Below are 18,949 nucleotides of genomic sequence, written 5' to 3' on the forward strand. Positions count from 1 at the left end.
CATTCCTTCCATCATATATATGAAGTAGTGCCGAAAACTTGTCATATGCATGCCCGAAAATGGGCATTCATGTATAGTTCTTCACCCATAAGTTCATATCCTCCAATTTATCGAAAATGAAGCAGTTATTGGCTAATCTACCCCTGTAATAATAGCCTTGCTGATGCAATGCTGCATTCATTCCGAATGATAGCGCCCTTGCGATAGAATAGATACAATAAATGTCATGTGAGACGAGGTGACTTTCAAGCTTCTCAATCAAGTGCTTCATTAATCCATACTGCCGATGATCGGGCAGTGTTGCACAATCCGTTATTTCCGCATTACGGTAGAAGTCATTTATTTCAGCGGATGCCGCACTGACGATTACTCCATCATGTTCGTATATGTAAAAGACCGTCCCGCTGTTCATGCATTTCCTCACATATTCTGGTTCATTCATTGGGGTTGGGTAAATTTCAAATACTTTTCCGTACAATTCAGCAAGCTTCACGGCATCTATTTCCTCCGCCTTCCTTCCTATATAGGTTGATGGGGGGGCCTCTAGCTCTACTTTTGTTGGAAGTTTCTGTACATTTTCTAGAATTTCATCCTCCTTGATCCAATGAGAACTGGCCCTTCGCTGATCTTGGGTATATTTAACAAGGAAGTGGCAATCACTTCCTAAAAAGAACTTATCAATACTTCCCTCATATAAAAAACCTTTGCTCAGCAGCTCCAGTACATTTTCCGTTCGTGCCTTGAATATGATTTTCTCCGCTGATATATTATCAGCTGCTTTCAAAGATTCTTCGACGCAATCTTGAAAATGGCCCAAATAGTCTTCGACCCGTACGCGCTTATTAAAACGATCCATCATTATGTGTAGTGTAGAATGGGACAATTGAATTCTTTTTTCAACAATATCCATTCGGCTCTCTCCTTCCTTCTCTATCTAATAGTGTAACAGAAGGCCTGACCCTATTTTAGGAATCAGACCCGGTACCCCTTATATGTCCCTCCACTCCACACCATTCCAAAATTGTTCGTGCAATGATTTCGGCCGATTCCAACATTTTATCCACTTCTATATATTCATTGGCATCATGGGCCAATTTTGTTTCGCCTGGTCCGAAAACCACTACCGGTATGGATCCGACCGAAGATAAATACCCTCCATCCGTTCCCCAAGGGGAAGCTTCCACAGTCGGCTGTTCACCCATGACTTTTTCATAGTGGGTGGACAATGCCTGAATCAACGGATGATCCAATTCCAGGATTCCCGGTATCCATCTAGCTCCGAACCATTGCAATTCAATTGGTTTTTCCTTGAACCAATTATCCTTACGATTCAAATCGTCAATCTTGTTTTTCAAGGAGAGTTGTGCCGCTTCCATGGTTTCCTTAGGGGCAACTCCAAATCTACCTTCTAGAATCGCTGTATCAGGCACAGAAGAAGGCCAATTCCCACTTTGGATGCTCCCGATATTAATGGGAATGGGGATGGGGATATTATGATAAAGTGGATGATCCATCTTTTGGTTACGTTCCTTTTCAAGGTTCTTGATTTCCTCGATTACAAGATAAGCTTTATCTATCGCGCTTTGTCCTTCATACCGGGTTCCCCCGTGTGCTGATTTGCCTTTTATTTTCAGTCGAAACCACATCGATCCTTGTTGAAGGGGGAAAAATTTCATGTTCGTTGGTTCTGGAATGATCGCTCCATCAGCTTTATATCCTCTCAATACAGCTGCGAGTGAACCCGCCCCACCGCTTTCCTCTTCGATTACACTCTGAAATATCACGTCGCCCTTCAATCTTATGCCTGTTTCAACGATGGATTCGAGCGCTAATAATAATGAAACATTCCCGCCTTTCATATCCGTCGTCCCCCGCCCATACACTTTCCCATTCTCTATTTTTCCACTGAATGGATCATCCTTCCATGCTGATCTATCACCTTCAGGAACGACATCGATATGACCGTTCAATATAAGCGACCTGCCGCCGCCACTTCCCTTCCTAACCGCGACAAGGTTTGGATTCCCTTTAAAGTCTTTTCGGTCACAATAAAAATGAGGATGATTTCTTAGTGCGCCATCCCCAATCTCCCATAGGTCGATGTCAAGACCGATCTGCCGGCACTTTTCGACGACGATGGCTTGTGCACTCCCTTCCTGCCCGCGTTTGCTGGGTTCCTGCACTAATTTTTGAAGTAATTTAATGCCATCATTTCGATGCTCTTTCAACCATGCACTGATTTGCTCTTCATACATGCCCTCATACTCCTCTCTCATTCTTTTACTATACAAAGCTTGCTAGACACTTTAACATCGGCTTCCGTTCTTTTCTTGACTTCTTCTATTGTAGTGGAAGCGAATAAATCAGTTAATAGGAGACCTTTTGGAGTAACAGAAAAAACGCCCAGTTCCGTGATAACCTTATGTACACATCGTTTCGCCGTTAATGGCAATGTACAGTTCTTCATTATTTTGGAGATACCGTCTTTGTCGGTGTGCTCCATTAGGACAATGACCTTTTTCGCCTTTGCCGCAAGTTCCATTGCCCCACCCATTCCAGGTACTCGCTTACCGGGAACAATCCAATTTGCCAGATCCCCATATTCACTTACTTGAAGAGCGCCTAAGATCGTAACATCAACACGGCCACGGCGAATCATCCCAAAGGCGAGTGTACTATCGCAATAGGATGCTCCTTCCCGGATGGTTATGGGGAGGCCTCCTGCATTACAAAGATGTGCGTCTTCATGGCCCATGGCTGGAGAGCTTCCCATACCAACAATCCCATTTTCTGCTTGAAACATCACTTGATGATCGGCTCGTAGATGATTCGGCACTAAAGATGGAATGCCGATACCTAAATTGACCAGCATGCCATCCCTAATTTCAGCTGCCGCTCTTTTGGCTAATCGATTTCTCGCCTCGGCTCCCAAACCCATTTCCAATCGACTCCTTTTGAAGGAATGATATAATCTACAAAAGCACCAGGTACAATGATTTTCTCTGGATCCATGCTGCCCAGAGGAACGATTTCCTCGACTTCCACAATCGTGATTTGACCTGCCGTTGCCACGAGTGGGTTTGTATTTCGAGCACTTTTGTCGAAAATGAGATTGCCATAGGGATCTGCTTTTGCTGCATAAACGATAGCGATATCGGCAGTCAATGCAGGTTCCACTAGGTAATTTTTCTCCCCGATTTTGACGGTTTGTTTCCCTTTCCTGACGATATCATTATCCAGACCAATATCGGTTAATATTCCGCCAAGACCCATCCCCCCTGCACGGATTCGTTCAACCAGTGTACCTTGCGGAGAGAACTCCACTTCCAACTCTCCATTATTCATGGATAGTCCGGCATTCGGATTGGAACCGATATGAGAAACAATGATTTTTTTTGCCCTCCTTTGAGTAACCAGCCTACCTATTCCGATATCAGGGAAGCCAGTATCATTTCCGATTAAAGTTAAGTGTTGTATACCCGTCTCCAAGATTAGATTGATGAGGCCCGGAGGAGTGCCAATTCCACCGAACCCGCCAAAAAGAATGGACTGACCGTCTTCAAAGAGGTGCAGGACATCCTCAAAACGGCAAACTTTATGGAATGCATTATCATTCAATTCTGTTCACTTCCTTATTTAAGACGGCAGATATCCAGGGAGGATCTTATCTTTAAATTCACGGAGGGTTGAGTCCAGTCTCCTTAGCAATTCAGCACTTTCTTCCTTTGTAATGATTAAGGGCGGAGAAATGATGATGGCTGCCCCGTTAATGCCATCAAGCCCCGCTGATGCAGGGTATAAAATAATCCCATTGTTCATCCCCGCCTTTATAATTTCAGCAGTCACATCTAAAGTTTTTGGAAAAGGTTCCTTCGTTTCTTTATCCTGGACAAATTCCATCCCGATCAATAAACCCCTACCGCGGAGGTCCCCGATAAACGAGTATTTCTTTGCAAGCTTTTTTAAACCGTTGAATAACTCCTTCCCTCTTTTAGCAGAGTGTTCTACGAGATCGTTATCCTCCATATATTCCAAAACGGCAAGCGCTATGGCACACGACAATGGATTGGCACTAAGTGTATGTCCGCCCATGATTGAACGGGAACCATTCATGATGGGTTCCAACACTTTTTCTGTCATGGCAGCGGCAGCGATAGGCGTGTACCCCCCGCTTATCCCTTTCCCAAACGTAATAATATCCGGTTCTACTCCCCAATGTTCAGAGGCTAGCATCTTACCTGTCCGACCGAATCCAGTCATAACCTCATCAGCAATGAATAGAATGTCATGTTCCTCACAAATTTTCTTTAGTTTCTGAAAATAACCATTAGGCGGAACGATTGCCCCACCTGCTGCACCGATAACTGGCTCACATATAAATGCTGCGATGTTATCTGCGCCAATGCGCCGGATGGATGATTCCAACTCCAAAGCACAGGCCATCCCACATGTTCGGTGATCTAATTGATATGGACAACGGTAACAATAAGGAGGAGCAACAGAAGGGTATGATTCAAGTAGAGCGGTAAATCGCTCTCTGCGTATAGGGTGACCAGACATTGAAAGAGCGCCGATCGTAATGCCATGGTAGCTCATCCATCTGGATATTATCTTTTGTTTCCTGGGTTTCCCTTTTTCCTGCCAATGCTGGATGGCAATCTTTAGTGCAGTTTCGGTCGCTTCTGAACCACTATTAACAAAAAAACTATAGGGGAGCTTCCCATTGGTTAAATCCGCAATTTTTTGGGCAAGCTTCTCTGCTGCCTCGCTCGTGAACTGGGAACGATACACAAATGACACTTGGCTTGCCTGTTGAACCATGGCATCTGCAATTTCTTGCACCCCATGACCAATATTGGAGGTTACAGCACCGGAAGATGCATCCAGATAGTCCTTCCCTTCTTTATCGTATAAATAGACGCCCTTCCCATGACTAATTGTCGGATAGGCGACGCCAAGGAACGGCTTGATCAATGAAGACTGCTCCATGCCCACACTCTCCTTCTACCACCAATTATGGCTTATGCTAAAGTGTATGTCCCTACTAGGGAAATCTTGCTAAGGAATTGTTGCAACTCTTTCAAACTATTTTTATAGGAAGGTTTTAGAAGGATGGGGAATCTATTCACCGTGGGGAAAGTAAGGAAATACGACAAAAAAAAGTGTATCCACGAGAGATACACTTTTTTTCTTATAATGAGCTATTTAGTTTGTCTTGACGAATGGAATCTATGAAGCTTTCATCCTTTAAAATGGCCAGCACACTTTTATAAAAAGCCGCTTTGTCAATGACTGAGGTATGTACGTATTCATACTCTTTTAATGTTGGATGACGCAAGACATGTTTCATGCAAGAAAGACAGACTTTTTTAGTACCTAACTTATAGTAATTCAAGTTGCTTGCATCCCCATTAGAAGTGTCTTCGTTACAAACGAAACAGGTATGGCTTACCCGGCCTTTTTTATTATACTCGGATAAAGCGCCTTCTAAACGAATGGATGCGGGAATTGTTAATAACACATAATCACCTTTTCTATTTTAAATCTCTTAGTATTATATCAGAAAAATAAAGAATTTGAACTATTAGCCTCATATTCCCTAATAATGCTTGTAAAATAGGAAAATGAACAGGGATAAAACCCTATTTTACCCAAAAACAGGGACCGATACAGACAATGACCGATAATCTCGGTTCATCCTCTTAAGTTGCCCTATATATAGGTAGTCTGACGATAAGTCCATCTATTTTTCAAGAGAGGATGGTCACTTTCGCGTTACCGTTCCTCACGGTCATCTTAACACTTTCGCCCATCGGTATAGTAGCAAAAGGATGGACATGACCAAAGTTTGCATTCGCTATGACAGGGATACCATTCAGTTCCCTCTTAGTTGCAATGATTTGCTGAAGGGCGTAAGGTGTCATCCCTGAATCCTTTTGAAATCGACCTATGATAACTCCCTTGATACCATCTGCATCAGGCAACTGTAGCAAGGATTGTAAATCCCGATCGAAACTAAAAGGATGGCTTTCTTCATCATCCTCAATAAAAAGAATGCGGTCCCGTAACGATGGCATATACTCCGTCCCCTGCAAAAGATTTATCGTACAAAGGTTGCCACCTAAGATGGTACCAGCTGCTTCGCCCTCCTGTATGACCATATATCCCGAATTTGGATGGAAGGAACGGTCCTCCTGCTCCAGATGCCATGAATCATCGCTCCAGGTTTCACTTTGTTCTAAATCAAAGCCATCATCCATAAGAACCGCTTTCTTAAAGTAGTCCATTGTATAGTCCAGCCCAGTCTTCATCCCAAAAGTAGAGAAATCAGGACCAGAATATGTAGTCAAACCAGTTTTTTGATAAATGGCCAAACCGATGGCCGTAATATCACTATAGCCCATCAAAACTTTAGGATTCTTTTTTATTAAATCGTAGTCGATATATTGTAGCAATTGATTGGCATTATATCCACCTACGCCAGCAAGGATTGCCTTTACAGACGGATTTCTAAACGCATCATGCAAATCTTCAACCCTGTCCTCAATCGAATTCGAGAAAAAGTCATCATGTACCAAAGCTGTTTTACCGTATGTAACTTTAAAACCGAGGTCCACCAATCTTTCCTCTGCCAGTCTGCGTTGCTCACCTTTTACAATCGCAAGACTTCTCGATGGTGCAATAACCCGGATTTCATCCCCGCGTTTTAAACGAGAAGGTTTCATATCTCTTTCCCCCTAAATATATTACATCTTAAATTATTTTAGCAGATATACAGAACAAAAGAAAATCATGGCTCATTATTGATTATAACACAAAAGAAACATATGTTCTTAATCGAATCCCTTTTAAAACTCCACCCTTGAGCCAGTCCCTAGCCAAGGCTTAATCTTGGGTAATTCTGTTATAAAGAATGGCCTCCATAAGAAAAGACCAGCTGATAGCTGGTCTTTTAGTGTTATATTTAGCAGCAGAATGATGCGCCGATGATAACCAACAGAATGAATAAGACAACGATTAATGCGAAGCCTGAACCAAAACCGCCACCGCATCCGCCACCGTATCCTCCGCCGTAACCATAACCGCCGCCGCAGCCGCCACCATATCCTCCACCATATCCGTACATAAAGTTTCACTCCTTCTTGATTTCTGTTTTCTCTTTACACCCTTACCATATGTCGATATGCCCGCCTTGGTCTGTGTATTTGCCCATTTTTTTTTATTTAAGCAAAAACTCCTCCATTCTTCTATATAAATCCCCCTCAATAAAACGTGTAATCAATTGGTTTTAAAAACGGGAAATGAAACCAAACCTTATTGTATTACCTTAAATTTGCGATATAATAAGGTTAAAATATGCTTTTCGGCCTATACTTACCACACCAACCTACAATAATGTTAATCGGAGGAAATGAATTGAAAAAAGTCTCGAAATCCCTCATTCCATTCGCAGGAATTGTCCTCACACTCCTTCTCATTTACATCCTTCAAAAAGTTCCAAAAACATACGGTTCCGATGAGAACTTAAATGTATACCAAAAATACCAGGATGGTCAGCCGATTGACTATCTGATTATTGGCGATAGCATAGGCAGGGGGTCCGGGGCTGAAAATCCGAGTCAAACTTGGTTTAAACAACTGGAAAATAAAATGAGCAAGCACCATTCAGTTCCCTTTAAAGGGGATTACGTTGTTCAAAGCGGCTCCACTGCTTTTGAAGGTCTTTATAAGCTCTCTCAAATAAAAAGAATGGGCCATAAGGATTTGATTTTCATTGTATTCGGTGAAAATGATCGTAAATACATGAATGTGGACGATTTCAAAATGACGTACGAGGCTCTGATTAGAAAAGCAAAGCACCTATATCCTCATGCTGAATTGTTCACGATTACGGAAAGTTGTTTGGAAAACGAGGAATTTGCGAATGCTATCGGTCTGTTATCTGACTATTATGGGGCCACCAATATTGACATGCGTCCAGTTTTCAATTCTTCAGGGTTCACTGACAAGGAATTGACGAAAGATTTGATTCATCCAAATGGCCTTGGCTATCAATTCTATGCAAATGCGATTTACCAAAAGTTTATTGAAAATGCACAAAAAGAAAAACCTGTCGCTAGTCTTCCTCCTAAATTTCATCAAGGCTCCGAAATAAATTTAAGAGATAATGACAACTATGATTCAATGGTGGGGTTTAGACCAAGAGGCGGTTATTACACAAGTGATGAGACAGGGAGTTATATTGAATACCGATTCGAAGGAAATATACTTGGAGTTAAATTACTCAGAAGCCCAGATGGCGGAGAAGTTGATGTATTCATTGACGGCAAACTGAATACATCCCTTCATACGTGGTGGCCCTTTGCCCGCGAAAGGTATTTATTCATCGCCAATGGCCTTTCTCCCGGTCCTCACACCGTGCGTTTTGTAGTTTCAGGGAGAGAAACCTCCAAGGACCTCCCTACCACACATGTGCGGCTTTCTTCCATCATCACCAATGATTCAAACCACTAAAACAAGTAAGCCCCTATCACAGGATGATAGGGGCTTACTTGTTTATTAAAGAAACAGTTTCTTATATTCACCGTATCCTTCTTTTTCAAGATCTTCGAGTGGGATGAATCTTAACGAAGCAGAATTGATGCAATATCGTAACTTGGTTGGTCCTGGTCCATCATCAAACACATGTCCAAGATGGGAATCGGCCGTTTTTGAACGCACTTCGATCCTTCTCATGCCATAGCTTGTATCCAAATTTTCCACAACTTCACCATCATCCAGTGGCTTGGTAAAGCTTGGCCAGCCACAGGCGGAGTCAAATTTATCTTTGGAAGTGAATAGCGGTGTACCGGAAACAATGTCCACATACAGTCCATCTTCATTCAAATTCCAATATTCATTATGAAAAGCAGGCTCTGTCCCGCTATTTTGTGTGACTTCATATTGAATGGGTGTTAATTTTTTCTTCAAATCATCTTTACTGCTCATTTCTTTTCCCCCCAATGATGTTTTTGAAAAGCCTTGCGCCCGGAGCCAACTGAATATCTCTCGTAGTGCTCTGGTTGCTTTTTATAATAATGCTGGTGATACGTTTCTGCCGGATAAAAGGTTTTGGCCGGTAGAATGGGTGTCGCAATGGGCTTAGAAAAAATGCCGCTCTCCTGTAGGTTTGCCCTGGAAGCTTCCGCTATTTCCCGTTGCTTTTCGTCGTGATAGAAAATGGCCGTTTGATAGGAACTACCACGATCAAAGAACTGGCCTCCAGCGTCTGTTGGATCAATCTGTTGCCAAAATAATTCAACTAAATCTTTATAAGGGTAGATGGAAGGGTCAAAGGTAATCTGAACAGCTTCATAATGTCCCGTCGTTTCCGAGCAAACCTCTTTGTATGTGGGATTCTCCGTTGTCCCCCCTGTATAACCGGAAATGACAGATTCAATACCAGGCTGTTCATCGAAGGGTTTTACCATACACCAAAAACATCCTCCAGCAAATGTTGCTTTGTCTAAATGGTTGGTCAACTGTAATATCCTCCTTTTTTGGAAAAGTTCTATTGAATGCATTTTAAACCTTTTATAAGGTCATGTAAAATCATCTGCTGTCTAAACTTCTTTTGTTGATGAAACTGGACTGATTAAAAAAATCAATCAAATTTGAGTATACGAAAGACACATGCCCAAGCATGCTACCATATGATGTCTTCATAATGATTCAAATGAGAGGTGATAGACATGAACCATAAAGACAAACATTTACAAAAGGCCATGAATTATGATGCATTATCCTGCTACTATAAATATACTAACCCACATTTACATGATTATTATTATCATAAACACTTAAAGAGCATGGAAAAAGCCATGCAACCAATGAGAAGTGAACAAATCAATACGGTAAAACCGGCACAGGTCCGTATTTTACATGCAGCTCCAAAAGCACCTGCGGTCGATGTATATGTAAACGAAATGCGCATCCTTCAGAATTTCGCTTACAAAGACAATAGCAACTATTTATCTTTACCCCCGGGTAAATACCAAATTGATATATATCCTGCCGGACAAACCACGTCCACCTTCCTTAGCCGTAAAGTCGATCTGGAAAGTGAAAAACTGTATACTGTCGTTGCTACAGGATCCAATGAAATGCCAAAACTACTTACTTTCGAAGACAATCCTTATGTCCCCCAAGATGAATCCAAGGTTCGATTTGTCCACTTGTCTTTTGATACGTCACCGGTGGATATCGCTGTAAAGGATGGCGATGTCGTATTTTCAAGACTTCCGTATCGCAAAGCAAGTGAATACCTGAATCTCTACCCCATGCAAGTCGATTTTGAAGTAAGGAAAGCCGATTCGAAAGAAGTAGCCCTCTCCTTACCCAATACAGATATTCAGGCAAATACCCCATTATCCATTTATATAATCGGCACCAGTCAGGGTCAACCTGGCTTAGAAACACTTATCTTAACACCTTAATACAAAAAAAGATGAAAAGCCAGGATGCATTTGACCTGGCTTTTCATCTTTCATTTTCACTTATTGTAAAGAAGAGGGGACAGTTAATAAAAATGAAATATCATCATTCTTTAAATCAAATTCATTAGCCTTGACCCTGACGTCACTTTTTAATTTCATGTCCTGTAAAGACACATATATGTTTTCCTCATTGGGATTTATGGTGACCCAATCCGGCATTTTATACCGTTCATTAATTAAGTTCATCACATATGAAACAGGAAGGTTCATCTGGCCAATCGCAATCGATTTTTGTTTTAAAACCAAATCCCCGTTCTTTTGCGCAATGGGTTCGAATGTTAATTTCATTTCCACTTCACGGTTGAAAAAAGGCATTTTCCCGTATAACTCCACTTCATCTCTTAAATACACTTCATAATGTATCAATCCAGTCAAGCCTTCTTTATCAAGATACTGGTTGATTAATCGGGTCAAATCTTCCCGGTTTGTATGAATCTGAAACTGGATATCTTCTTCCTTAGTTACAACTGGCTTCATATCTGAATCTTTTGCCGGTAAATTAATTAAAACCAGGATTGAAAGGATGACCAGGATGTTAACGGCTAATAAAGTAATAAACAAAGTCTTCCATTTGACTTTTGTCATTCTTGGTCATCATCTCCTTTGGCGCTAGCTTCCATTGTATCCTTTCCGATTGTTAAAACTTCCATGTTATTATAGATTCTTTCTGCAATCAATTCATATCCCCGATCATTGGGATGGAAGTAATCTTCCGTATATAGCAAGTCTTCTTTGGAATTTTGGAAAATATCATCTATTTCGATAAAATATGCAGAATCATATTCGGTGATAATCTTTTTTCCGCTATCATTCCAATCATTCATGATTTCATCTAGTTCATAAAAATCAGCAAACCACTTTGAAAATGGGTTATACACGCCCACTAAATAAATCTGTGCCTGTTGATTTTCAGAGCGCACCTTATCCAATATCTGTCTTAATCTTTTTTCATACCCTATTTTAGCTGAATCGAATTGGTTCAGTTCCAAGTTGGAGAAATTCTGTTTAAATACTCTAATGATATCATTTCCACCAATTGTGACGACAATGGAATCGGCTTGTTCAATATCTTCTTGAACACGGGATTTATCCAACCTTTTTAATAATTGGTCGGTCCGGTTTCCCCGAACTCCGTGATTGATCATCTCAACTGAAGTAATAGATGGCTCTTTCTCAAGATTTTTCTGCAAGTAAGGGAGATATCCCCCATTATCTTTACTATCGCCGACACCTTGAGTTAGGGAATCACCTATTGACACGATTTGAACAGGATCCGGAAAAAAGCTGGCTGGAATGGTTTCCTTTTTGCTTAATTCAACAACATTATGCTGCTGAACGAGTGGCTGTTCTGAAGTAGTCCTCTGAGAGCAACCTGAAATCCAAACTAGGCATATAAAAAGACAGGTGATTTTGTGTCTCATAACCTCACCTTCCCTACCTAAATATTATATCATGGGGAAAATATAAAATTGAATCAATTTGACCTTTACTTGTCGGTTTTATTTGTATTTATCACTGTATAGTATGAAAAAAAGCTGGGAATTAAAGCTTATCCCATGAATTTTAGCATGTACCTGATGAGTAAATTCATTCTTCGTAACAGCTATTTGTTCCATACGTCATTCCGTGATTACTATAGAAACTAAAAAACTATTGAACAGGTCATTCTCCTGTTCAATAGTTCAGTAGTATTTTTATATGCTTAATCATCTCATCAAAAGGAATATCCTGAAGTCCCGTGTAATCCCGGATGACTTTTCCCTCTTGATCCATTAGATAAAACCTTGTCTGGTGAATCACCTGATCTTCATTGTCAGGCTTCAATACAATCGTTTTAAAGTTATCCTTGGCAAATGCCTCGATTTCATCTTGACCATAACCAGTCAAAAAGTGCCAATTTTTGTAATCGACGTTGAACTGGTCGCCAAATGCTGTCAAGACATCAGGCTTGTCCACTTCAGGATCCACGGAAAATGACACGAACTCAACATCTGAAATTCCCTCATCCTTCAGTTTTTGTTGCAACTTCACCATATTGGCAGTCATGGGGAGACAAACATCCTCACAATTTGTGAAAATGAAATCGGCTACCCAGACTTTTCCTTTTAAATCAGTTTTGGAAAAGGGTTCCCCATCCTGGTCCACATAACTAAAATCTTCGATATCCCAATTCTTCGCATCAGGCACCCCAGTTGAACCACATGCTGCCAGCATCAACAATACCCCAATGCCCATAGCTGCCTTCAACAAATGCAGCTTCCTCATCCATACCCCGCCTTTTATGTATAAATATTCTGTCACTTCTTTCATTCTACCAGACCACCAGTAGGAAAACAGCACTATTTTTATCATAAAATGAACATTTGACTACATTACTTAGCTATCATCTCCTGCTCTTTAGGAGGTACTAAAAGCGAACATCAATCCCAGTAATACATGATGGCCATGGCACCTTCGCCAGTATGTGTGCTGACCACAGCCGTTGTAGCTTCTAACTTAATATCCTGGACCCCTGAAATTTCAGTAATCGCTTTGCGAACTTTATCGGCCATTTCATAGCCATTTGCATGGACGAAACCAATGCCTTTGACTTGTTTTCCTTGTGTATCTTCTTTGAATTTTTTTGAAATGAATTTTACAACCTGTGATTGGCTCCTTGCTTTTGAAACGGGATTCAGCACGCCTCCGTCCAGAAGTGCAATCGGTTTAATATGTAAAAGAGATCCGATGAATGCTGATACTTTGCCAATCCTTCCGCCTTTCACAAGATTGTCCAGCGTTTCAATGACAATGATTAGACTCGACTGTTTTCTAATGGTCTCAAGCCTTTGCATTATTTCTTCGGTGGTTTTGCCTTCATTCGCCATCTTGGCAGCCTCTATCACTTGGAATGACATGGCTTTTGAGATGAATTCCGAATCATAAACGGTAACTTTAGCATCGGACATCCCTGCTGCACTTTCAGCCGAACGTACTGTACCACTCATGCCACCAGTCATATGGATTGAAATAATCTCACTGCCATCCTTTCCAAGTTCATTATATACTTCTAAAAAAGTCCCTACTGCCGGTTGGGAGCTTTTAGGGAGTTCTTTTGACTGATTCATTCTTCTTAAAAATTCATCCTGTTCAATTTCCACTTTATCCAAAAAGGTCTCTCCATCAATATAGATCGACAAGGGGACCATTGTAATGCCATAATACTCAAATTCTTCTGGGGTCATATCCACTGTTGAATCCGTTACAATCTTCACTTTATTCATCTTTACACATCCCTAAATTAACGTATCTATTGTATTATACCTATTCAAAGTACGCTTTCAAACTAAAGCTTATATTTTTTTCAGAATAATGATTCTCTTGGACACATATACGTTGAAAATCAGAAGAAAACTTTGTAAAAAGGCATATATCTTATTTGGATCTAATCAACTTTATGGCTGAATGATGCCGATTCAATAACTTCAGCCATAAAAAATGACCCGAAGGAATAAATCCTTTGGGCCATTTTTTATATGCCATCTTCATTATTAAGAGTTTCTTCCAGCAAGCTCTCCCGTTTTACCCTTCGTCGATAGACAATTTTAGAAAGCGAAATACTAACTTCGTAAAGTAACAGTAAGGGAACCGTGACCAAAAAATCAGACATGAAATCTGGCGGTGTGATGGAAACAGCAATGACCACGAGAACAAAGTAAGCATACTTCCTTAATTTTTGAAGCACGTAAGGGTTGATAAGACCGATGGAGGTCAGGAACATCGTAACGACTGGTAGCTCGAATAAAAAGGCAAAAGGAATCGTCATATTGAAGACAAATGAAAAATACTTATCTGCGGTGAAATTGGTTATGAACATGCCTTCACCCAGTTCAATTAAAAATTGAAGGATGGTCGGAAAAATGACAAAATAACCAAAAGCAAGGCCTCCAATAAACAAGATGAAAAGAGCTGGAATATAGGCAAGGGTGGCCCTCACTTCATTGGGCATTAAAGCTGGCTTAACGAACAACCAAATTTGAAGTGCTATAATCGGAATCGTTGCAGCAATGGCAACTACTCCTGAAAGCATGAAGTAAATCCAGATGATATCACTTGGACCTAAGACCATTAATTCGAATTCAAGATCCTTAACAAACCAATAGTAGATTTTTTCCACATAAATAAAACTGACAATAAAAAAGACGAAAAAAGCTACAGTCGTAATGATTAGCCGTTTTCTCAATTCATCGAGATGATCGATGATATTTAATTCTTTATCTTCCAAAATAAATCACGCCTTCATTTGAAAATCCGTTTCTTTGCTACAGAACAAAAGACGTAAGAAGGTCCATCTTACGCCCTGCATTTAATCATTCATGATTTTTTGGTTGTTGTATTTTCTTATCCTCTTCATAGTCGCCTTTTGTCAGTTCACTCGTGGATTTCTTGAATTCTCGAAGCGTTTGTCCAAAAGCACGTCCGATTTCGGGAAGCTTCTTCGGACCAAAAATGATTAAGGCCAATACCAAGATGATAATTAGACCAGGTATTCCAATATTCGACATGAATACATCCCCCTCGATGTTATAATTCAACCTATTCTGCTTTTAATTATAATACCATTTTCAGCCAAATGAAAGGAACCTGGCAAATCGTCATACAACGGTAACAATTATCGACAAAACACGACTGCTGGATAAGTTGAATAATATGTAAAAATATATATATTATTCTAACCTAATTTAAAATTTTGTCTAGTTTAAATTAATAAGTGGAATAAATTGCTGTCTTTATTGACTTCCACGCTTGAGAAACCCTTCTTATTCATTCTCTGAATAAGTCCTGTATAATCAAATTTGTTTTTTAACTCAATACCAACAAGGGCCGGGCCACTCTCTTTATTATTTTTCTTCGTATATTCAAATCGACTAATATCATCATTGGGTCCCAACACTTCATCAAGAAATTCCCTTAATGCTCCAGCACGTTGTGGGAAATTCACGATAAAGTAATATAGCAGGCCTTCATATAATAAGGACTTTTCCTTGATTTCCTGCATACGGCCTATATCATTATTACCCCCACTTACAAGGCACACGACCGTTTTCCCCTTTATTTGGTCTTTGTAAAAATCAAGAGCTGATACGGAAATAGCACCCGCTGGTTCAGCAATAATGGCATGCTGATTATATAAATCGAGAATCGTCGTACAGATATGGCCTTCAGGCACTGCAACGATATCCTCAAGATTCTCTTTACATGTTTGGTAAGTCATTTGCCCTACACACTTCACGGCTGCACCATCTACAAACGTATCGATATTCTCAAGTTCAACGACTTTTCCTTCTTGGAAGGAAGTTTTCATGGACGCGGCTCCGAGCGGTTCTACTCCAATACACTTCGTATCAGGGGACACTGATTTGAAGTAACTTGAAACCCCAGCCATTAATCCGCCGCCACCGATTGCTGCGAACACATAATCAATCTTATCTTCACAATCATTCAGGATTTCAACCGCCGTAGTGCCTTGACCGGCAATCACCTTTTCATCATCAAAAGGATGGATGAAAGAACGCCCTTCCTTCTCGCAACATTCCATTGCACTTGCGAATGCGTCATCAAATGTATCACCAATTAAGACAATTTCAATATTATCCCTACCGAATAACCGGACTTGATCGACCTTCTGCCTTGGCGTCGTAGCAGGCATGTAAATTTTCCCATTGATTCCTAACTCACTGCAGGAAAAAGCCACTCCCTGTGCATGGTTCCCGGCACTTGCACACACGACACCATTCTTTGTTTCTTCCTGAGTCAAACTTTTCATTTTATAGTAAGCTCCCCTTAACTTAAAGGAACGAACATGTTGAAGGTCCTCACGTTTCAAATAGACATTGCATTCATACTTACTGGATAAACGCTGATTCTTTTGTAAAGGTGTATGTAAGACAATATCCTTCAATTCTCTATAGGCAATTAGAATATCCTCCAACTGAATCCCCCTATTCACTGATGCTGTCTGGTTCATAGTTATCCCTCATTTCCTTCCTAATCAATTCTATAATTATAGCACTTTATCATAAGTATGTAACTGATTTTTCTAAAAATTCTATCTCTTTGGTTTTGTACAAAAAAACCGACTATGGCTTATTCACCATAAATCGGTTACTAATATCATTTTTTTCGTAAAACAATAAAATCATGGGCATATAGATTTTTATCATCTGTTACCCCAGGGGTCGTCTCCACGGTTTCCCACTCCGTCTCATTAATGATTGGAAAGAACGTGTCCCCTTCAAAGACTTCATGTATTTCAGTTATATATAACCGATCGGTTACTGGCAGGATTTCTTTGAAGATTTCCGCTCCCCCTATAACGAATACCTCTTGTTTACTATTGTCGGCATACGTCTTAATCTGATCAACATCATGCAAAATGGTGCAGCCTTCCGCTTTAAATTCATGATTCCTGGTCACGATGACGTTTTCCCTTCCAGGCAGAATCCGCCCGATGGATTCAAATGTTTTGCGCCCCATGACGATTGGGTGACCCATCGTTACCTTTTTAAAGTACTGAAGGTCCGCTGGCAAATGCCAAGGCAGCTTGTTATCTTTTCCAATCACACGTTTTTCATCCATGGCTACAATTAAGGAAATCATATACTCACCTTCCCTTTAATGTGGGGATGAGCTTCGTAATTTTCAAGTTCGAAATCTTCAAACCGAAACTCAAAGATATCTTTCACTGCAGGATTGATTTTCATCGTAGGCAGTGGTTTAGGGTCTCGTGTCAACTGTAATTTCACTTGATCCATATGGTTCGAATAGATATGGACATCCCCAAAAGAGTGAACGAATTCACCAGGCTCCAGGTCACATACTTGGGCTATCATCATCGTTAAGAGTGCATAAGAAGCGATATTGAACGGCACACCTAAAAATACGTCCGCAGAACGCTGGTAAAGTTGGCAGGAAAGCTTACCGTCCGCCACATAAAATTGAAAGAATGCATGACAGGGAGGTAAGGCCATCTCTTCAAGCTCTCCGACATTCCAGGCACTTACGATCAATCTCCTTGAATTTGGGTTCGTTTTGATTTGCTCGATCACTTCACTGATTTGATCGATTTGCCTTCCATCCGCTGCACCCCATGAGCGCCATTGATGCCCATAGACGGGACCTAGATTTCCTGCTTCATCAGCCCACTCATTCCAAATGCGCACATTATTTTCCTGAAGGTATTGTACGTTTGTATCGCCTTTTAGAAACCATAAGAGTTCATGGATGATTGCTTTTAAACTGACTTTTTTCGTAGTCAAAACAGGGAATCCCTCACGCAGATTGAACCTCATTTGATATCCGAAGGTGCTGATTGTTCCTGTTCCGGTACGATCGCCTTTTTGAGTTCCATTTTCAAGTACATGCTTACATAAATCCAAATATTGCTTCATGGTAAACCACCTTTTCAACATTCATTCTTCTTATTTTAACTTTTTACTGTTACCAGTTCAATGTGTCAATGTGAATTACGATTGAATTAAATCATTCAATCTAGTTGTTTAATAAAATGGTAGGTCTCTGGAGCTTTCCATCTTAGCAATTGATTTTGTTCCGGATTTACATAAAACATCGCAAACGCTTCCGCAAAGTATTCTTCGGGATATGTAGAAAAATAAGGTTGACCAGGAAACAGTGCATCTACTTCTTTTCCCCATACGCTTAAATACTTTATATCCTCACGAATGCCGCCATACACGATTTTATCGAGGGAATGGGCAATTTCATGGAGTTCGAGATTTATAGAACTATGGCCGTTACCTTTATCGCTCGCGCCGATTTTAACCAAGACCATATGCGAGCCCCCCATACCCGGAACATCATCCCATGTAGTGCTGGGATTAACATACCCTCTTGGTGTCTGCCCCTTTAAATGAGCTGCAGAACGATTGTCTGTCAGGCTCCCACTGAAAAGCTTTATTTTCACACCCCGATCAATAATTTTCACTTGAAGGGAATGCGGGAGTTTATTGATTGTTTCAACTATGTTTAAGGCTTCCTCTTCATCAAATTCATCTACAGGATATATAAACAAGTTCTGTAATGTCTCTTGATCCTGAAAAATGGCTGCCTGCCTTAGTAGGCTATCTTTTTTCAAGTCCCTCCACTTTAAACCATCTTCCTTAGCAAAAGAGATGGAAAGCATGGAAAGGAAACAGCCTGCCAAAATGAATAATCCAATCCACTTTTTATTTGTCACCTTCTACATCCTTTCCATGGTTTAATAGGATTTTTCAAAGAAATATGTATACTTCAATCCCAATTTATTATTCTAGTATAACATGAAACTCCTCTATAATTGATTGATGTATTTTTGGTAAAAATAAGTGGAATATTCTTTTCTCACGAGGCACGGATCACCCAGTATTTTCATATAA

At 40.5% G+C, this 18,949-nt stretch carries 22 protein-coding genes; 2 read left to right on the plus strand and 20 right to left on the minus strand.

Annotated features, from left to right (window positions below):
* Positions 1 to 67: 67 nt before the first annotated feature.
* From ablB to AC503W_RS11425, 8 genes are all read right to left on the minus strand, one after another.
* Positions 68 to 910 (minus strand): putative beta-lysine N-acetyltransferase, encoded by an 843-nt coding sequence (gene ablB, locus AC503W_RS11390; protein ID WP_494914225.1) that lies wholly within the window; start codon positions 908 to 910, stop codon positions 68 to 70.
* A gap of 55 nt (positions 911 to 965) precedes the next feature.
* Complete coding sequence (locus tag AC503W_RS11395; protein ID WP_494914227.1) at positions 966 to 2,255, minus strand: peptidase; 1,290 nt, start codon at positions 2,253 to 2,255, stop codon at positions 966 to 968.
* Positions 2,256 to 2,272: 17 nt separating this feature from the next.
* Positions 2,273 to 2,938 (minus strand): 3-oxoacid CoA-transferase subunit B, encoded by a 666-nt coding sequence (locus AC503W_RS11400; RefSeq protein ID WP_402956810.1) that lies wholly within the window; start codon positions 2,936 to 2,938, stop codon positions 2,273 to 2,275.
* Complete coding sequence (locus AC503W_RS11405) at positions 2,905 to 3,573, minus strand: CoA transferase subunit A (protein WP_402988805.1); 669 nt, start codon at positions 3,571 to 3,573, stop codon at positions 2,905 to 2,907. The genes AC503W_RS11400 and AC503W_RS11405 overlap by 34 nt, the downstream gene beginning before the upstream one ends.
* A gap of 63 nt (positions 3,574 to 3,636) precedes the next feature.
* The gene (locus AC503W_RS11410; RefSeq protein WP_407406364.1) at positions 3,637 to 4,989 is read right to left on the minus strand and encodes an aspartate aminotransferase family protein; all 1,353 of its coding nucleotides are present in this window, start codon (positions 4,987 to 4,989) and stop codon (positions 3,637 to 3,639) included.
* Between the two features lie 202 nt (positions 4,990 to 5,191).
* The gene (locus tag AC503W_RS11415) at positions 5,192 to 5,521 is read right to left on the minus strand and encodes a hypothetical protein (RefSeq protein ID WP_427686994.1); all 330 of its coding nucleotides are present in this window, start codon (positions 5,519 to 5,521) and stop codon (positions 5,192 to 5,194) included.
* 229 nt (positions 5,522 to 5,750) lie between these two features.
* On the minus strand, positions 5,751 to 6,725 hold the full coding sequence (locus AC503W_RS11420) for a S66 family peptidase (RefSeq protein WP_402868979.1): 975 nt from the start codon (positions 6,723 to 6,725) through the stop codon (positions 5,751 to 5,753).
* A 239-nt stretch (positions 6,726 to 6,964) separates the two neighbouring features.
* Complete coding sequence (locus AC503W_RS11425) at positions 6,965 to 7,126, minus strand: YjcZ family sporulation protein (RefSeq protein ID WP_402868981.1); 162 nt, start codon at positions 7,124 to 7,126, stop codon at positions 6,965 to 6,967.
* Between the two features lie 290 nt (positions 7,127 to 7,416).
* Between AC503W_RS11425 and AC503W_RS11430 the strand changes: the two genes are divergently transcribed.
* Positions 7,417 to 8,514: an SGNH/GDSL hydrolase family protein gene (locus AC503W_RS11430; RefSeq protein WP_402868982.1), complete on the plus strand. Its 1,098-nt coding sequence runs from the start codon at positions 7,417 to 7,419 to the stop codon at positions 8,512 to 8,514.
* Positions 8,515 to 8,559: 45 nt separating this feature from the next.
* On the opposite strand, the gene msrB is transcribed toward AC503W_RS11430, so the two are convergent.
* Positions 8,560 to 8,988 (minus strand): peptide-methionine (R)-S-oxide reductase MsrB, encoded by a 429-nt coding sequence (msrB, locus tag AC503W_RS11435; protein ID WP_402868984.1) that lies wholly within the window; start codon positions 8,986 to 8,988, stop codon positions 8,560 to 8,562.
* Complete coding sequence (gene msrA / locus AC503W_RS11440) at positions 8,985 to 9,470, minus strand: peptide-methionine (S)-S-oxide reductase MsrA (protein WP_402869865.1); 486 nt, start codon at positions 9,468 to 9,470, stop codon at positions 8,985 to 8,987. The genes msrB and msrA overlap by 4 nt, the downstream gene beginning before the upstream one ends.
* A 261-nt stretch (positions 9,471 to 9,731) precedes the next feature.
* On the opposite strand from msrA, the gene AC503W_RS11445 reads away from it, so the two are divergent.
* Positions 9,732 to 10,475 (plus strand): DUF4397 domain-containing protein, encoded by a 744-nt coding sequence (locus AC503W_RS11445; RefSeq protein ID WP_402868987.1) that lies wholly within the window; start codon positions 9,732 to 9,734, stop codon positions 10,473 to 10,475.
* A gap of 60 nt (positions 10,476 to 10,535) precedes the next feature.
* Here the strand turns inward: AC503W_RS11445 and AC503W_RS11450 are convergent, their stop codons facing one another.
* From AC503W_RS11450 to AC503W_RS11495, 10 genes are all read right to left on the minus strand, one after another.
* Complete coding sequence (locus AC503W_RS11450; RefSeq protein ID WP_402956801.1) at positions 10,536 to 11,120, minus strand: YpmS family protein; 585 nt, start codon at positions 11,118 to 11,120, stop codon at positions 10,536 to 10,538.
* Entirely contained in the window at positions 11,117 to 11,956 is an 840-nt protein-coding gene (locus AC503W_RS11455) for an SGNH/GDSL hydrolase family protein (protein ID WP_494914231.1), read from the minus strand. The genes AC503W_RS11450 and AC503W_RS11455 overlap by 4 nt, the downstream gene beginning before the upstream one ends.
* 253 nt (positions 11,957 to 12,209) lie before the next feature.
* On the minus strand, positions 12,210 to 12,800 hold the full coding sequence (locus tag AC503W_RS11460; protein WP_494917337.1) for an SCO family protein: 591 nt from the start codon (positions 12,798 to 12,800) through the stop codon (positions 12,210 to 12,212).
* A 155-nt stretch (positions 12,801 to 12,955) separates the two neighbouring features.
* Positions 12,956 to 13,798: a DegV family protein gene (locus AC503W_RS11465; protein ID WP_402868993.1), complete on the minus strand. Its 843-nt coding sequence runs from the start codon at positions 13,796 to 13,798 to the stop codon at positions 12,956 to 12,958.
* Positions 13,799 to 14,046: 248 nt separating this feature from the next.
* Positions 14,047 to 14,799: a twin-arginine translocase subunit TatC gene (gene tatC / locus AC503W_RS11470; protein ID WP_403079419.1), complete on the minus strand. Its 753-nt coding sequence runs from the start codon at positions 14,797 to 14,799 to the stop codon at positions 14,047 to 14,049.
* 85 nt (positions 14,800 to 14,884) lie between these two features.
* Entirely contained in the window at positions 14,885 to 15,079 is a 195-nt protein-coding gene (tatA, locus tag AC503W_RS11475; RefSeq protein WP_402868997.1) for a twin-arginine translocase TatA/TatE family subunit, read from the minus strand.
* Positions 15,080 to 15,273: 194 nt separating this feature from the next.
* Entirely contained in the window at positions 15,274 to 16,542 is a 1,269-nt protein-coding gene (gene ilvA, locus AC503W_RS11480; protein ID WP_402868999.1) for a threonine ammonia-lyase IlvA, read from the minus strand.
* A gap of 146 nt (positions 16,543 to 16,688) precedes the next feature.
* Entirely contained in the window at positions 16,689 to 17,174 is a 486-nt protein-coding gene (locus AC503W_RS11485; RefSeq protein ID WP_402988173.1) for a dihydrofolate reductase, read from the minus strand.
* A complete protein-coding gene (locus tag AC503W_RS11490) occupies positions 17,171 to 17,965 on the minus strand; it encodes a thymidylate synthase (protein WP_402869003.1) in 795 nt (264 codons plus the stop codon). The genes AC503W_RS11485 and AC503W_RS11490 overlap by 4 nt, the downstream gene beginning before the upstream one ends.
* Before the next feature lie 95 nt (positions 17,966 to 18,060).
* On the minus strand, positions 18,061 to 18,771 hold the full coding sequence (locus AC503W_RS11495) for an anthrax toxin lethal factor-related metalloendopeptidase (protein ID WP_403079415.1): 711 nt from the start codon (positions 18,769 to 18,771) through the stop codon (positions 18,061 to 18,063).
* Positions 18,772 to 18,949 lie beyond the last annotated feature (178 nt).

The sequence above is a fragment of the Peribacillus suis genome (assembly GCF_059384845.1).

Bases quoted from the DNA above. Each gene is read 5' to 3' on its own strand.
- ablB (WP_494914225.1), bottom strand. From the start codon at position 910: ATGGATATTGTTGAAAAAAGAATTCAATTGTCCCATTCTACACTACAC.
- AC503W_RS11395 (WP_494914227.1), bottom strand. From the start codon at position 2,255: ATGTATGAAGAGCAAATCAGTGCATGGTTGAAAGAGCATCGAAATGAT.
- AC503W_RS11400 (WP_402956810.1), bottom strand. From the start codon at position 2,938: ATGGGTTTGGGAGCCGAGGCGAGAAATCGATTAGCCAAAAGAGCGGCA.
- AC503W_RS11410 (WP_407406364.1), bottom strand. From the start codon at position 4,989: ATGGAGCAGTCTTCATTGATCAAGCCGTTCCTTGGCGTCGCCTATCCG.
- AC503W_RS11420 (WP_402868979.1), bottom strand. From the start codon at position 6,725: ATGAAACCTTCTCGTTTAAAACGCGGGGATGAAATCCGGGTTATTGCA.
- AC503W_RS11425 (WP_402868981.1), bottom strand. From the start codon at position 7,126: ATGTACGGATATGGTGGAGGATATGGTGGCGGCTGCGGCGGCGGTTAT.
- msrB (WP_402868984.1), bottom strand. From the start codon at position 8,988: ATGAGCAGTAAAGATGATTTGAAGAAAAAATTAACACCCATTCAATAT.
- msrA (WP_402869865.1), bottom strand. From the start codon at position 9,470: ATGGTAAAACCCTTCGATGAACAGCCTGGTATTGAATCTGTCATTTCC.
- AC503W_RS11445 (WP_402868987.1), top strand. From the start codon at position 9,732: ATGAACCATAAAGACAAACATTTACAAAAGGCCATGAATTATGATGCA.
- AC503W_RS11450 (WP_402956801.1), bottom strand. From the start codon at position 11,120: ATGACAAAAGTCAAATGGAAGACTTTGTTTATTACTTTATTAGCCGTT.
- AC503W_RS11455 (WP_494914231.1), bottom strand. From the start codon at position 11,956: ATGAGACACAAAATCACCTGTCTTTTTATATGCCTAGTTTGGATTTCA.
- AC503W_RS11460 (WP_494917337.1), bottom strand. From the start codon at position 12,800: ATGAGGAAGCTGCATTTGTTGAAGGCAGCTATGGGCATTGGGGTATTG.
- AC503W_RS11465 (WP_402868993.1), bottom strand. From the start codon at position 13,798: ATGAATAAAGTGAAGATTGTAACGGATTCAACAGTGGATATGACCCCA.
- tatA (WP_402868997.1), bottom strand. From the start codon at position 15,079: ATGTCGAATATTGGAATACCTGGTCTAATTATCATCTTGGTATTGGCC.
- ilvA (WP_402868999.1), bottom strand. From the start codon at position 16,542: ATGAACCAGACAGCATCAGTGAATAGGGGGATTCAGTTGGAGGATATT.
- AC503W_RS11485 (WP_402988173.1), bottom strand. From the start codon at position 17,174: ATGATTTCCTTAATTGTAGCCATGGATGAAAAACGTGTGATTGGAAAA.
- AC503W_RS11490 (WP_402869003.1), bottom strand. From the start codon at position 17,965: ATGAAGCAATATTTGGATTTATGTAAGCATGTACTTGAAAATGGAACT.